General features: G+C 70.6%; 17 protein-coding genes. 10 read left to right on the top strand and 7 right to left on the bottom strand.

Annotation, left to right across the window (positions count from 1 at the left end; translation table 11 throughout):
- Positions 1-9 precede the first annotated feature (9 nt).
- Both VGR06_RS39975 and VGR06_RS39970 read right to left on the bottom strand, forming a co-directional pair.
- Entirely contained in the window at positions 10-933 is a 924-nt protein-coding gene (locus tag VGR06_RS39975; protein WP_327564453.1) for a S1C family serine protease, read from the bottom strand.
- 68 nt (positions 934-1,001) lie between these two features.
- Positions 1,002-1,367, bottom strand: a complete 366-nt coding sequence (locus VGR06_RS39970) for a cupin domain-containing protein (protein ID WP_327564452.1) — start codon at positions 1,365-1,367, stop codon at positions 1,002-1,004.
- A 57-nt stretch (positions 1,368-1,424) separates the two neighbouring features.
- Here VGR06_RS39970 and VGR06_RS39965 point away from each other — a divergent pair, with 57 nt between their 5' ends.
- The 3 genes from VGR06_RS39965 to VGR06_RS39955 are packed head-to-tail and all read left to right on the top strand — an operon-like array spanning position 1,425 to position 4,981.
- A complete protein-coding gene (locus tag VGR06_RS39965; RefSeq protein WP_327564451.1) occupies positions 1,425-1,886 on the top strand; it encodes a MarR family winged helix-turn-helix transcriptional regulator in 462 nt (153 codons plus the stop codon).
- Between the two features lie 18 nt (positions 1,887-1,904).
- Positions 1,905-3,998, top strand: a complete 2,094-nt coding sequence (locus VGR06_RS39960; RefSeq protein ID WP_327564450.1) for a S9 family peptidase — start codon at positions 1,905-1,907, stop codon at positions 3,996-3,998.
- On the top strand, positions 3,995-4,981 hold the full coding sequence (locus VGR06_RS39955; RefSeq protein WP_327564449.1) for an LLM class F420-dependent oxidoreductase: 987 nt from the start codon (positions 3,995-3,997) through the stop codon (positions 4,979-4,981). Before VGR06_RS39960 ends, VGR06_RS39955 begins: the two co-directional genes overlap by 4 nt.
- A gap of 52 nt (positions 4,982-5,033) precedes the next feature.
- Here the strand turns inward: VGR06_RS39955 and VGR06_RS39950 are convergent, their stop codons facing one another.
- Positions 5,034-5,309 (bottom strand): type II toxin-antitoxin system RelE family toxin, encoded by a 276-nt coding sequence (locus VGR06_RS39950; protein WP_327564448.1) that lies wholly within the window; start codon positions 5,307-5,309, stop codon positions 5,034-5,036.
- Positions 5,306-5,596 carry a type II toxin-antitoxin system prevent-host-death family antitoxin gene (locus tag VGR06_RS39945; protein WP_327564447.1) on the bottom strand — a complete coding sequence of 97 codons (291 nt, stop codon included), beginning with the start codon at positions 5,594-5,596 and terminating at the stop codon, positions 5,306-5,308. The genes VGR06_RS39950 and VGR06_RS39945 overlap by 4 nt, the downstream gene beginning before the upstream one ends.
- Before the next feature lie 250 nt (positions 5,597-5,846).
- Between VGR06_RS39945 and VGR06_RS39940 the strand changes: the two genes are divergently transcribed.
- From VGR06_RS39940 to VGR06_RS39925, 4 genes are all read left to right on the top strand, one after another.
- Entirely contained in the window at positions 5,847-7,358 is a 1,512-nt protein-coding gene (locus tag VGR06_RS39940) for a pyridoxal phosphate-dependent decarboxylase family protein (protein ID WP_327564446.1), read from the top strand.
- Between the two features lie 177 nt (positions 7,359-7,535).
- Positions 7,536-8,726, top strand: coding sequence for a cupin domain-containing protein (locus VGR06_RS39935; RefSeq protein WP_327564445.1), 1,191 nt, complete (start codon positions 7,536-7,538; stop codon positions 8,724-8,726).
- Between the two features lie 101 nt (positions 8,727-8,827).
- A complete protein-coding gene (locus VGR06_RS39930) occupies positions 8,828-9,811 on the top strand; it encodes a sucrase ferredoxin (protein ID WP_327564444.1) in 984 nt (327 codons plus the stop codon).
- 91 nt (positions 9,812-9,902) lie between these two features.
- Positions 9,903-10,376 (top strand): MarR family transcriptional regulator, encoded by a 474-nt coding sequence (locus VGR06_RS39925; RefSeq protein WP_327564443.1) that lies wholly within the window; start codon positions 9,903-9,905, stop codon positions 10,374-10,376.
- Here the strand turns inward: VGR06_RS39925 and VGR06_RS39920 are convergent.
- Positions 10,324-10,662, bottom strand: a complete 339-nt coding sequence (locus VGR06_RS39920; RefSeq protein ID WP_327564442.1) for a hypothetical protein — start codon at positions 10,660-10,662, stop codon at positions 10,324-10,326. The genes VGR06_RS39925 and VGR06_RS39920 overlap by 53 nt on opposite strands.
- Positions 10,663-10,781: 119 nt before the next feature.
- Here VGR06_RS39920 and VGR06_RS39915 point away from each other — a divergent pair, with 119 nt between their 5' ends.
- Positions 10,782-11,627 (top strand): helix-turn-helix transcriptional regulator, encoded by an 846-nt coding sequence (locus tag VGR06_RS39915; RefSeq protein WP_327564441.1) that lies wholly within the window; start codon positions 10,782-10,784, stop codon positions 11,625-11,627.
- The gene (locus VGR06_RS39910) at positions 11,624-11,833 is read left to right on the top strand and encodes a DUF397 domain-containing protein (RefSeq protein WP_327564440.1); all 210 of its coding nucleotides are present in this window, start codon (positions 11,624-11,626) and stop codon (positions 11,831-11,833) included. Before VGR06_RS39915 ends, VGR06_RS39910 begins: the two co-directional genes overlap by 4 nt.
- On the opposite strand, the gene VGR06_RS39905 is transcribed toward VGR06_RS39910, so the two are convergent.
- Together VGR06_RS39905 and VGR06_RS39900 are read right to left on the bottom strand one after the other, a co-directional pair.
- On the bottom strand, positions 11,804-12,172 hold the full coding sequence (locus VGR06_RS39905; RefSeq protein WP_327564439.1) for a hypothetical protein: 369 nt from the start codon (positions 12,170-12,172) through the stop codon (positions 11,804-11,806). The two genes, VGR06_RS39910 and VGR06_RS39905, sit on opposite strands and share 30 nt — an antisense overlap.
- Positions 12,173-12,419: 247 nt before the next feature.
- A complete protein-coding gene (locus VGR06_RS39900) occupies positions 12,420-13,061 on the bottom strand; it encodes a helix-turn-helix domain-containing protein (protein WP_327564438.1) in 642 nt (213 codons plus the stop codon).
- On the opposite strand from VGR06_RS39900, the gene VGR06_RS39895 reads away from it, so the two are divergent.
- Positions 13,060-13,521, top strand: coding sequence for a nuclear transport factor 2 family protein (locus tag VGR06_RS39895; protein WP_327564437.1), 462 nt, complete (start codon positions 13,060-13,062; stop codon positions 13,519-13,521). The two genes, VGR06_RS39900 and VGR06_RS39895, sit on opposite strands and share 2 nt — an antisense overlap.
- Positions 13,522-13,684 lie beyond the last annotated feature (163 nt).

Genomic DNA, 13,684 nt, shown 5'->3' with positions numbered 1-13,684 from the left:
CACCTCCGCTCAGCCGATCACCTCCTTGGCTTGGTTGATCGGGATGGCGAAGCCGATCCCGACGCTGCCGGCGGAGCCGTCCGGACCGGAGACCGGGGAGTAGATGGCGGAGTTGATGCCGATCATCTCACCGGCGGCGTTGAACAGCGGGCCGCCGGAGTTGCCCTGGTTGATCGAGGCGTCGGTCTGGATCGCGTGGTAGGTGACGGTCGAGCCGGATCCGTTGCGGGAGAACGGGAGCTGGCTCTGCTCGCGGTCCTGGGCGGACACCGTGACCTCGCGGTTGAGGGCGCTGACGATCCCGGTGGTGACGGTGTTCTGCAGGCCGGCCGGCGAGCCGATGGCGATCACCTGGTCGCCGACCTTCACCGAGTCGGAGTCGCCGAGCGTGGCGGCGGTGAGGCCGCTGACGTTCTTCGCCTGGATCATGGCGAGGTCGCTGTTCGCGTCGGTGCCGAGCACCTCGGCGTCCACGGTGCGGCCGTCGGAGAGCGTGACGGTCACCGAGTCGGCGCCGGAGACCACGTGGTTGTTGGTGAGGATCTTGCCGTCGCTGCTGACGATCACTCCGGAGCCGATGCCCTTCGAGTTGCCGGAGGTCACGTTCACCTGGACGACGCTGGGCAGCACCTTGGCCACGGTGGCGCTGACGTCGGTGGCCTGGGTGGCCGACGCGGTCTGGGCGGTGGTGGTCGACTGGCTGGCCGCCGGGGCCGCGTCGGGCGAGCCGACCAGTGCGCCCACTGTGCCACCGATGCCACCGGCGACCAGCGTGGCCGCCGCGGCGACGGCGACCGTGCCGCGGCTGAAGCGGCGGGGGCGGTCCTGACCGGGTGGCTGGGGCGGCACCGGGGGCGGAGGGGCCGGCGGGGTCCAGTACTGCTGGTAGCCACCGGCGACGGGTTGCTGCGGGAAGTTCGAAGACTCGGTCATGCCTCCACCGTCGCCGCGGTGGGTGAGAGCAGCCTGTGAGCCTCCCTAGCTCTTGCCAAGAGTTGTGGCTACTGCGCCCAGGGTGGACTCAGGTTCGTGCCGTCGGCGAGGGTGCCGGTGAAGCCGGCCCGGATGGCGACGTACAGCTCGGCCGGGGTGCCGCCGGTGTTGACCAGCTGGATCGGGGCGCCGGCCGGCACGATCGCCACGTCACCGGGGCCGAGGTCCTCGCCGGTGATCCGGACCGAGCCGGAGATCACCATGAAGATCTCGTCCCGGTCGACGGTGTGCGGCTCGGGCTCGTCTTCGGTGGGCTGCACGGTGAGCCGCCAGGTGCAGATCTCGGACGAGCCGCGGCTGGGCGCGGCGAGCCCGGTGAACTCCACACCGGGAAGGTGGAAACGGGGCGCTTCCGCGCCGCGGATGACGGTCATGATCTCTCCAGATAGACAAGTCAGCTTGTTCAACTCAGCTTGTCTATCATGACGTGCATGGCTGCGCCAAGACCGGACTTCGGCATCCTGCTCCTGCTCGCGTGCCAGGAGTTCGTCATCGAGCTACGGGCCGCGCTGGCCGCGAAGGGCTTCACCGACCAGGGCCGCTCGGACGGTTACGTGCTGCGCGCGCTGGGCGCCGCGCCGCTCACGGTCAGCGAGCTGGCCGAGCGGCTGGCGATCAGCAAGCAGGGCGCCGGTCAGCTCGTCGACGACATGGAGCGGCGCGGCCATGTCGAGCGGCGCCCCGATCCGCGGGACGGCCGGGCCCGGCTGCTGCACCTGTCCGAACGCGGCACGGCGGCGCTGGCCGCGGCGCGCCGGTTCCACGCCCAGTACGAGCGCCGGCTGGTCCGCGAGCACGGTGCGGACGCGGTCGCCACGCTGCGCGCGGTGCTGACCGCGATGGCCGGGGCGGACCAGGCGGCGGACCCGCGGTTCCGCGCGCTGTACCTGTGAGGCCGTAGGGTGCAGCTCATGCCGAATGAGACCTCGTTCCTCCGACTGCAGGCCAGAACCCAGCGCTTCACGCTCGGCTCGCCGCGGGAGTTCCGGGTGGCCCCGGACGGCAGCCGGGTGCTGTTCCTGCGCTCGGCGTCCGGTGAGGACCGCCGGCACATCCTGTGGCGGCGCGATCTTCTGACCGGCGAGGAGGTCCGGCTCGCCGACCCGGCCGAGTTGCTCGGGGACGGCGCCGAGGAGCTGTCCGCGGAGGAGCGGGCGCGCCGGGAGCGGGCCCGCGAGCAGGGCGGCGGCGTGCTCGGCAACAACACCGACGACGCCGTGCGCATCAGCGCTTTTGCCTTGTCCGGCAGGCTTTTCGTGGCCGACGCGGTGAGCGGCGAGGTGCGTGGGCTGGACACCGAGAGCCCGGTTTTGGACCCGCGGCCGGACCCGACCGGGGCGCAGGTGGCCTACGTGTCCGGAAGCGCGCTGCGGGTGGTCGGGGTGGACGGTACCGGCGACCGCGTGCTGGCCGAGCCGGAAGGGCCGGACCGCGCGTGCGGGCTGGCCGAGTTCATCGCCGCCGAGGAGATGGGCCGCTCGCGCGGGTACTGGTGGTCGCCGGACGGCACCCGGTTGCTGGTCGCGCACACCGACCGGCGCGCGGTGCGGCGCTGGCACATCGCGGATCCGGCGAACCCGGAGGCGCCGCCGCACACGGTGTCCTACCCGGCGGCCGGCACCGAGAACGTGTTCGTGTGGCTGGCCGTCATCGGGCTGGACGGGTCCCGGGTCGAGGTGGACTGGGACGGGGTGGAGCTGCCGTATCTGGCCACCGTGCACTGGTCGGCCGGCGGTCCGCCGCTGATCGCCGTGCAGTCCCGGGACCAGCGCCGGATGCAGGTCCGTTGGGTGGACCCGGCGACCGGCACCACCGAGCTGCTGCACGAGGAGACCGACGAGCAGTGGGTGGACATCGTGCCGGGCGTGCCGGCCTGGACCACCGACGGCCGGCTGGTCCGGGTGTCCACTCGGGACGGTGCGTACCGGCTTGTGGTGGATGGCAAGGAGGTCACCGAGCCGAACCTGCAGGTGCGCTCGGTGCTGCAGGTCGGCGCGGACGTGCTGTTCACCGCGTCCGAGGAGGATCCGACGCAGGTGCACGTGTTCCGGGGCGGGGACGCCGCGCCGGTCCGAGTGTCTACTGTGGATGGTGTGCACGGCGCGGCGCGCGGCGGGGACGTGACCGTGCTGACCTCGTGGCGGCTCTCCCACTCCGGGCCGCGGATCCAGGTGCTGCACGGGTCTGACGAGATCGCCGAGATCGCGTCGTTCGCGGTGACCCCGCCGATCGAGCTGAACCTGCGCCTGCTCACCGTGGGCGAGCGGGCGCTGCGGGCGGCCCTGCTGCTGCCCAACGGTTACCGGCCGGAGGACGGGCCGCTGCCGGTGGTGCTCGACCCGTACGGCGGGCCGCACGCCCAGCGGGTGCTGGCCAGCCGCAACGCCTTCCTGGCCGCGCAGTGGCTGGCCGACCAGGGCTTCGCGGTGCTGATCGCGGACGGGCGGGGCACGCCGGGCCGGGGTCCGGCCTGGGAGCGTGCGGTGCACCTCGACTTCGCCGGCGTGACGCTGGCCGACCAGGTGGACGCGCTGCAGGCCGTGGCCGCGGAGCGTCCCGAGCTCGATCTGTCCACTGTGGCCATTCGAGGTTGGTCCTACGGCGGCTACCTGTCCGCGCTCGCGGTGCTGCGCCGCCCCGACGTGTTCCACGCGGGCATCGCCGGCGCCCCGGTCACCGACTGGCGGCTCTACGACACGCACTACACCGAGCGCTACCTCGGCCACCCCGACGAGTCACCCGAGGTCTACGCGCACAACTCGCTCATCGACGACGCACCGAACCTGTGCCGGCCGCTGCTGATCATCCACGGGCTGGCCGACGACAACGTCGTGGTCGCCCACTCGCTGCGGCTGTCCTCGGCGCTGGTCGCCGCCGGCCGCCCGCACGCGCTGGTGCCGCTGCCCGGCGTCACCCACATGACCCCGCTGGACGACGAGGTGTCGGAGAACTTCATGCTCATGCAACTGACCTGGCTGCGCGACGCGTTGGGAGTGTCCCGATGAGCGAGCTTGCGAGCGAATCATCGGACATGAGTCGCCGTTGGGGAATCACGTTGCCGTTGACCGGAGTTCCGCTCGCCGCGCACCGCGCGCTGGTGCGCGAGCTGCCCGGGCTCGGCTACACCGACGCCTGGTCCGCCGAGACCGCCGGCACCGACGCGTTCACCCCGCTCGCCCTGGTCGCCGAGTGGGCGCCCGAGCTGAGGCTGGGCACCGCGATCGTCCCGGTGTACACCCGCGGCGCGGGCCTGCTGGCGATGCAGGCCGCGACGCTCGCCGAGTTCGCGCCCGGCCGGTTCGTCCTCGGCATCGGCACGTCGACCCCGGTGATCGTCGAAGGCTGGAACGGCGTCGCGTTCACCGAGCCCTACGCCCGCACCCGCGACACCGTCCGCTTCCTCCGCTCCGCCCTGGCCGGCGACAAGATCACCCACACCTACCCGACGTTCTCCGTCACCAAGTTCCGCCTCGAACGCCCACCCCAGCCTCCGCCCCAGCTCATGATCGCCGCGCTCCGTCCCGGCATGCTCCGCCTCGCCGCCCGCGAAGCCGACGGCGCGATCACCAACTGGCTCGCCCCCAGCGACGTCCCCAAGGTCCGCGCCGAGCTAGGCCCCGACCGCGAGCTCGTCGCCCGCATCTTCGTCTGCCCCACCGAGGACATCGACGCCGCCCGCGCCCTGGGCCGCCTCCTCATCTCCAGCTACCTCACCGTCCCCGTCTACGCCGCCTTCCACGACTGGCTCGGCCGCGGCGAGTTGTTGCGCCCCATGCACGAAGCCTGGGCTGCCGGCGACCGCGCCGCCGCCAACGCCGCCATCCCCGACGAGGTCGTCGACGACCTGGTCGTGCACGGCACCGTCGACGCCTGCCGCGAACGGATAGCGTCCTATGTGGACGCCGGTCTGGACACTCCGGCCATCGCGCTCCTGCCCACCGGTGAGGACCCGATGACGCTCGTGCGTGGCCTGGCGCCGAAGGGCTAGCGGGTTCGGCAGTCGCCCGCCTCGGCATCGTGCGAACGGTCGGGTGCCGGCGTCAGCCGGACCGATAGGCGTCGGCGCGGGCACGGATGTCGAGCACGATCACAGCGTGTTTGTCCTCGTCGATGCGGTAGCGGACCCGGTAGCTGCTGCGCCGGGCGACCCAGTGCCCGGCGAACGGTTCGCGAAGCGGCTTACCCACGCGATGGGGCTGCTCGCGCAGCGCTCCGTCCAGCAACTCCCACACCGCAGCCGCGATCTTGGCCGGTAACTCGTCTGTCAGCGCGCGTCGGGCGGGCCTAGCCAGAAGCAATTCGTGGCGTTCGCTCATGTACCGGTTTCCCGGCGAATCCTGTCACGGACGAGTTCGGCCATCTCCCCGGCGGTGGTGAGGTCTCCGGCCGCGACCGATGCCTCGGCCTCAGCCAACCGTTCGCGGTCCTCGGGATCATTGAGAAGCGCCAGGGTTTCCATGATCGATTCATAGTCGTCGGCAGATACCACTACCGCCGCGGGCACACCGTTGCGCGTGATGGTCACCGTGTCGTGGGTACGTGTGACCTCGTCAACCAGGGCTGAGAGGCGGTTGCGTACATCTGCCAGCGGCAACGTGGTCATAGCCATAATTCTAGCCAACCCTGCCGTCGACGGCCAGCCGGCTTCGCGGCATCAACATGGTTCGCCGGAGATCTGCGACCGTCCTCGCCGAATTTCCTTGTGCGCGGTCGCCTCCACCCGATCGGGGGAGTATTCGGATCACCCGCACGGGATGGGGCGGGCGACCGTATTCTCTTGTGAGGAGGGGTCGGCCACCTCGTTGGCGAGGGTCTGGCGAAGGGACAAGCAGCGTATGCATACGTCGGCGCGGGTGCGTCCGGAGGTTGCGGCACCGCTGGCCGGTGGGGTCGCGGGGGCGGCGGAGGTGCGGGAACTCGTCGAGGTGGCGACCGCGGCGCTGGCGGCGGGGGCCGTCGACCGCGAGGGGCCGGCGCCCGCGGGCGGGCCTGCGGCCGTGGCCGCGATGCTGGCCGCGCAGGGCGTGGACTTGTTGCCGCAGAACGGAGTCGGTGCGCACGCGGCGTTGCGGGAGTTGACCCGGTTGCTGGCGGCGGGCTCCACCGATCCCAGCAACCCGTGGTGTGGGGCGCATCTGCATGCGCCGCCGTTGGCGGTCGCCGCGGTGGCGGAGCTGGTGGCCGGGGTGCTGAACCCGTCGCTGGGCTCGTGGGATCAGGCGCCGGTGGCCAGTGAGCTGGAGCGGGAGCTGACCGGGGGGTTCGCCCGGCTCTGCTTCCCCGGCGCGCCGTCGCCGGATGCGGTGATGACCAGTGGGGGCACCGAATCCAATCTGCTGGGGTTGTTGCTGGCTCGGCATACCGCCACGGAGCAGGGGCTGGCCACGGTGCGGCCGGTGTGCGGGGCGAACGTGCACCACAGTGTGGCGCGGGCGGCCTGGTTGTTGGGGCTGCCGAATCCGGTGGTCGTGGACTGCGCGGGCGGGCTGATGCGGCCGGACGCGTTGGCGCACGCGCTGGCCCGGTTGGACGGGCCGGCGGTCGTGGTGGCCACGGCGGGGACCACGGACGCCGGGGCGGTCGATCCGCTGCCGGAGATCGGCGAGGTGAGCCGGCGGGCCAGCGCCTTCCTCCATGTGGACGCGGCTTACGGCGGCGCGGCGCTGCTCAGCGAGCGGTTGCGGCCGCTGCTGGACGGGCTGGAGCTGGCCGACTCGGTGGCGGTGGACCTGCACAAGTTCGGTTGGCAGCCGATCGCGGCCGGGCTGCTGGCGGTGCGGGACGCCAAGATGCTGACCGCGCTGGACACCCGGACCGGGTACCTGAACGCCGCCGACGACTCCGAGGCCGGGTTGCCCGATCTGCTCGGAAGGTCGTTGCGCACGTCGCGGCGGCTGGACGCGTTCAAGATCGCGGTGACGTTCCGGGCGCTGGGCCGGTCGGGGGTGGCCGAGCTGGTGGAGCGGTGCTGCCGGACGGCGAGCGAGCTGGCGGGGGCGGTGGACCGGCATGAGGGACTGCGGGTGTGGGGTGCGCCGGCGCTGTCCACAGTGCTGTTCCGGCCGTTGCTCGCCGACGAGCTGGCCGGTGAGCTGGGCGCGGAGGCCGGCGACACGCTGGTGGCCCGGGTGCGCAGGCGGCTGCTCGAGGACGGCACCGCGGTGCTGGGGCGTTCGGCCGCCGGGCCGTCCACACCGGACGGTGATGACGGCACGAACCGGTTGTGGCTCAAGCTGACCCTGTTGCATCCGCACGCCGACCTGCGGGACTACCTGCCGTTGCTGGACGTGGTCGCGGCGTGCGCGCGGGCGGAGCTGGACGGGGTCATCGCCGACCTTGACCGGGTGTTGGTCAGGACACCCTAACCATCCGGCGCGAGGTGACGTACGCTCGCAACCGGAGGTCCCGACGGAGGAGAGGGTGAGGTGGCAGGGATGGAGCAGCCGAAGAGCGGGTTGCTGCTGGAGGTCGAGGAGCTCGCCGGTGCGGTTGACCGCGGCGCCGACGGAGCGACCACCGACAACGACGGCAACGACGGATAAGTGCCCACTTCGTTGACACTGGCTGACCTCGTCGCACCACTGGAGGTCAGCCAGTTTTTCTCTCAGGTACAAGGAAAACGGCACCGGCGCTTCCCCGGTCCGGCCGGCCGGTTCGCGGAGTTGCTGCCGTGGCCGGCGCTGAGCGCGATCCTGCGGCAGCACCGCCTGGAGTTCCCCCGGCTGCGGCTCGCCCTGGACGGCGAGGTCGTGCCGGCCACCTCGTACACGGACTCGGTGCCCACCCGGCGCGGCGGCACGATCCCCCGGCTGCGCAACCAGCCGCTGATCGAGCAGCTGCGGGCCGGCGCGACCCTGGTGCTCGACTCGGTCGAGGAGCTGTGCGACCCGGTGGGCGAGCTGGCCCGGCGGCTCGAGCACGACCTCCGCGAGCGCACCCAGGTCAACCTGTACGCCGGCTGCGGCGTCACGCACGGGTTCGACGTGCACTGGGACGATCATGATGCGTTCATCATCCAGCTGACCGGCCGCAAGTTCTGGCGGCTGCACGGTCCGACCCGGCCGGCGCCGCTGCATCGCGACGTGGAGCCGCCCGGGGCCCCGCCGGCCGAGCCGATCGACGAGTTCATGCTCGAAGCCGGCGACGTGCTGTATGTGCCGCGCGGCCACTGGCACGACGTCGCCGCGGTGGGCGAGCTGTCGCTGCACCTGACCATCGGGTTCAACCCGGCCACCGGCGTCGACCTGGTCACGTGGCTGGCCGACGGGCTCCGTGCGGACGAGCTGTTCCGCCGCGACCTGCCGCGGTTCGCCCCGGCCGTGGACCGCGACGACCGGTCCGCGCGGCTCCGCGAGGCGATCATCGCGGCGCTCACCCCGGATGTCGTGGACCGGTTCCTCACCGACCGGGACGCCCAGGCCCCGGCCCATCCGCGGCTCGGCCTGCCGTGGGTGGCCACCGCCGATCCGCTGCCCGAGGGTGACGAGGCGGAGGTGCGGTTGCTCACCCCACGCGCGGTGCTCCAGCGCGGCGACGGCAGGGTGACGCTGCTCGCGGCCGGCCGGCGGTTCGTGTTCGCCGCCGCGGCGGCCCCGGTGCTGACCGCGTTGCTGGAGGGCACCCCGCAGCCGGTCAAGACCCTCGTTGAGCTGGCCGAACCGGCTCTGGACCGGGCGACGGTGCGGGCCCTGCTGGGCGAGCTGACCACTCATGGCCTGCTCGCGGCCGGCTGAACGGGAACTGGTGATTGATCCCTCGTATCCGTCATGGTGCGTGCCGGCCTGCGATAGTGTTAGGTATGCCTAAGTTAAGGGTCGTGGACTGACGGGATGCCATGAGGGAGCTGACCGAGAACGGGGAGCACACCGCCGCGCCGGGCTGCGCGGTGGTGGCCCGGCTGCTGGGCGCGAACCCTTCCGGCACGGCGACGTTCATGCGCTCCTGGCTGATGATCGAGCAGCCGGGCCCGTGGCCGGATGACGCGCTCGAGCAGGTGCTGGACGAGGCGTTTCCGCCGGACCGGCTCTCCGTGCTCGACGACCTGCACCTCTCCGAAGGGCTGCGGCCGCTGCTGATCCGCCGGCCGGGCCGGCACGTACGCGAGCCGCACCAGAAGCGGACCGTGCTCGTCGGTGCCGGAGATCCGGGCAACCGCTGGCTGGAGCGGTTCGAGATCAACAAGCTGAGCGAGCTCGCCGACCTCGACCTGGAGGCCATCGCGGACGGCCGGCACGGCTTGGGGGAGCCGGTGGCCGGGCCGATCTTCCTGGTCTGCACGCACGGCACCAAGGACATGTGCTGTGCCCTGCTGGGCCGCCCGCTCGCGGCCTCGCTCGACGCCAACCATCCGGGCAGGACCTGGGAGGTCAGCCACGTCGGCGGGGACCGCTGGGCCGGCAACCTGCTGGTGGTTCCCGACGGGTACCTGCACGGCCACCTGGATGCCGACGAGGCCGCCCGGGTCGCCAAGGCGGCGCTGGCCGGGCAGGTGGAGCCCGAGCGGTTGCGCGGCCGGACGTCCACCGCGAGCCGGTGGGCTCAGCACGCCGAGATCGCGGTGCGCCAGCGTTTCGGCGTGCGCGGGCTGGACGATGTGCTGGCCCTGCACGAGATTCCGCTGCCCGGCGACGACCTCGACGCGGAGGCCTGGGTGGTGCGCGTCCGCAGCGGCCCGCGGCTGGTCGACGTGACCGTGCGCCGCCGCCCGCCGTTCCGCCGTGCCGACAACCGCTGCGCCGGGCCGCTCGCGCCGGCCGAGTTCGTGACCGAGTCGATCCTGGAGGTCCCCGCGTCGATGCCGCGGGCGCTCACCGGCTGAGGAGTGCGGTGAATGCGTCTTTCCTCACGCCCAGTGCGACGAAAGACGCATTCACGAGCTGATCAACGCGTGGAAGGCCGAGCTGCCCGAGGTGCTCGGCCCCAGCTCCGAGCTGACCAAGCGGATTCTCGTGCTGGCCGCCGAACTCGGCGCGGCCACCCGGCGCGAACTGCCCGGGTTCGGTCTCACCGGCGCCGAGTTCGACGTGCTGACGGCACTCCGCCGGTCCGGCAAGCCCTACCGCCTCAAGCCCAACGAGCTCAGCCGTGCGCTGCTGCTGTCCACCGGCGGCACCAGCAACGTGGTCAACCGCCTGGTCGCCGAGGGACTCGTGGAACGCGAGCCGGACCCTGACGACGGCCGCAGCACCCTGATCCGCTTGACGCCCAAGGGAGTCAAGCTCGCCGAGGAAGCGGTCCGAGCCACCACGGCCGCGCACGCCGAGCTGTTCGCGCGGGTTCCGCCCGCCGTGCACCGGGCCGCCACGAAAGCGCTGCGTGACCTGGCCGCGGCTACCCAACCCCCTCCGTCAGCCGGCAGATCAGCGCGTCCCGGGCATCGCTAGTTCCGACCAGCGCCTCGCCGAGACCCGTGATGGCGCGCCGAATTCGCACACCCGCCTCGTGTGCCCGGGTCGACACGGGCTCGGACGAGCGCAGTGCCCGTTCCATCCATTCCAGATCGCAATAACCGTGGACCAGGCTCCGGTGCACCGACAGGATCCGATCGGCGGCATCTCGCGCGGCGGCCTCGTCGCGGTCCAGCTCCGGTGAGGTGAACACCAGGACCGATTGCGGCAACGGGTCCTCCTCTTCGTCCCAGTCGTCGTCTTCGATGGGCGCGTCTGACATGGCTCCGGTCCTTTCTGGAACTACCATCGGTACCTCGCGGCACCCTGAGGTTGCTTGTGATAATTATCCTGTTGATTAGTGGCCGCAAGCCGGTTCACCCGATCGGGTTGAGGAGTTCCATGCGCCCCACCGTTCGCAGCCGCCGCCTCGGCGCGAAGATCCGTTACTACCGCGAGGAGGCGCGCCTCGACCAGACCGAGATGGGTGCGGCGATCAAGCTTAAACAAGCCCAGATGTCCAATGTGGAGAGCGGCAAGGCCAAGATCACCCCGGAGAACCTGGCAACCCTGGTGGAGCTGCTGAAGATCCCGGACGACGCCGCCGCCCGGATGGAGGAGCTACGCGCCCGCGCCGCGATCCCCGGCTGGTGGGAGAAGTACACCGACATCATGTCCGAGCCGTTGCAGGCACTCGTCGAGCTGGAGTCAGAGGCCTCCTGGGTGAGGATCTATCAAGGACAGGTGATACCCGGTCTGCTGCAGACCAGGGAGTATGCCGAGCGGATCATTTCCGCCGGATCGTCACATGTGCGTGTCGGCGACATCGACAGAGCGCTCGAGCTGCGATTGCGGCGCAAGCAGCGGCTCGAGAGCCCGGACTTCGACCTCACCGCAGTGGTGTCAGAGATGGCGATCCGGCAACAGGTCGGCGGGCCTGACGTGCTCCGCGAGCAGCTCCGCTACCTGTTGCAGGCCATGCGCGAGCATAATGTGACCGTGCAAGTCGTGCCGTTCACCGCCGACGCGCATGCAGCTCTTGGCGATGGCTTCACGATCATCCAGTGGCCCGCCGAGGAGGATCCGGAGGCGGTTTTCGTGGACGGACTGACGTCGTGGCGAATCCACGAGAGCAATCCCGAGATCCGTCAGTACAACCACGCGTTCGCATCTGTTCAGACGAGGGCGCTCTCGCCGAGAAACTCAGTCAAGCTGATCAGCAATGTGGTGAAGGAGCTGCCGACATGATCACGCCGGATGCCGCACTGGCATGCGCTGAGTACCGCACCTCTACCTACAGCACCGCGACCGGCGACTGCGTGATGGTTGGCCACGCCGGCGGTTGGGTCGGCATTCAGGACAGCAAGCAGCATCCTCGGGTCACCCTGCCGGTCCCCGGCTCCCGGTTCGCGGTGCTGGTCTCGTTAGTTCGTGCAGACCGCGTAGGCGCTTGAGTCGTAGACGAACCAGCCTCCGGACGCGGAGATGAGGTGGCTCTGCACCACCCAGTTGGTGCAGTTGATCCCCGCCGCGAGAATGTCGTTCTGCGCAAGCTGCCGGGACGAGTTGAACGCCGCGCTCGCGTTGGTGGACCCGGCCTGCCGGGTCGAGGTGCGGTAAACCGTGAAGGGCGGCGTCACGGCGCAGAAGCCCCTCGCCGTCCCCTGGTAGACGTAGGCGGCCCCGCCCGGAGCGATCCAGACGAGGGTGGCCGTCACCGACACGTTCGTGCACGTCTCGCCGGCCTGATCCGCTTGGATGGTAAGGCCTTCACTGGCCACCAGCTTGGCCATCGCCTCCACCGCCGACTGGTTGGCGCCATCTGCCGTTGAGTTGGCGGTACGCCACCCCTCGGCCTGTGCAGCCGTAGGGCTCAGCCCCAGCACCAAGCCCGCGAGTAGTCCCACGACCGACAGCCCGCGCACAACGCCCAAACCCCGGTACCGCCTCATCTGATCCCCTCATCTCTGGGAGCGCTCCCAGAATCGAGTGTGGCGCTTCACCAAGATCATGAAAATCGCCCGATCGGCGACAGTCCAACTAGCCCGAACGCCTAGAAGGATCCGGGGTTAGGCCGTCGAAAACGATGGCGAGTGCCCGGGCTTTCGCCTCTTCTTCGAGGTCTGGATGTGCGGCGGTTCGCGATGTGGCCACCAGCAGGGCGTAGACCTCGGGGAGTTCGACGTCGTCTCGGACGGCGCCGGCTTGCTGGGCGTGCTGGAGTAGTGCGCCGACGGTTCGGCGCAGTCCGTTTGATGCTTGAGCGGCTTCGCCGTCCCGGTCCCCGCCGGCGTCGAGGAGAGCCTCGCCTATGGCGATCTTCGTTGCCGCGTCGGCGACAAGGTGGCGAAAGAAGTCGAAGAACGCGGCGCCGGGATCCGTGGTATCGAGCAACGCTCCGGCCTGCTCGCGGAGGCCATCGAACCGCCTGACGAGCACGGCCTGTAGCAGCGCCGCCTTGGTGGGGAAGTGGCGGAAGACCGTGGCGATGCCAACCCCGGCCAGGCGGGCCACCTCCTCCGTCGATGCGGACTCACCGCCCTTGCCGAAGACCTCTTCGGCGACATCCAGGATGCGACCGCGGTTGGCGCGCGCATCGACGCGCTGCGCCCTGCCTGGGGTACTCATCGCTCGTTCACCGCTTGATATCCGAAGTCGCGACTCCATATGATCCGGAGTCATGACTTCGGATCATAGCCTGAGCCCGCGGGAGGTCTTCCTCGCACTCGTGCACGGCGTCGCGGAGGGCCGGTGGGAAGAACTTCCCAACCTCTATGCGGAACGGACCCACGTCGTGCACCCGTTCGACCCGCGTCGCGCCCCGGCGCTACGCACCCGCGACGAACTTCGCGAGCACTTCCGGCCAACCGACGCCACTCCCCGGCTGCACCGCCGGGCGGCCGACATCACCATCCACCAGACCACCGATCCCGAGGTCATCGTCGCGGAGTTCGAGTATCAGGGCACCATCACTGATACCGGAGAGCCCTTCGCGCAGCCCGCCATCTTCGTGCTCCGCGTGCGCAACGGCGAGATCGTCAGTTCCCGCGACTACGTCGACCACCTCACCGCCGCTCGGATCCGCGGCCAACTCGACGGGCTCGTCGCAGCCGTCAACGCGGCCCCTACCACCTCGGCCTGAGGTGGCCGGTCATGATCGCCGTTGGGTGTGGCTCCCGGGGAGGGAGTTGTCGATCTTGATTGTGGTGGTGGGTCTGGTGGGGCCGGTGGGGCCGGTGGGGTGGTGGTCAGTGCCATGAAGGGGGCCTTCAGGACGCTCAACGTCTCGAAGGTCACCTTCATGG

The sequence above is a fragment of the Actinophytocola sp. genome (assembly GCF_036002505.1).
GTDB lineage: Bacteria > Actinomycetota > Actinomycetes > Mycobacteriales > Pseudonocardiaceae > DASYTH01.
This window is presented reverse-complemented; position numbering and strand designations above follow the sequence as displayed.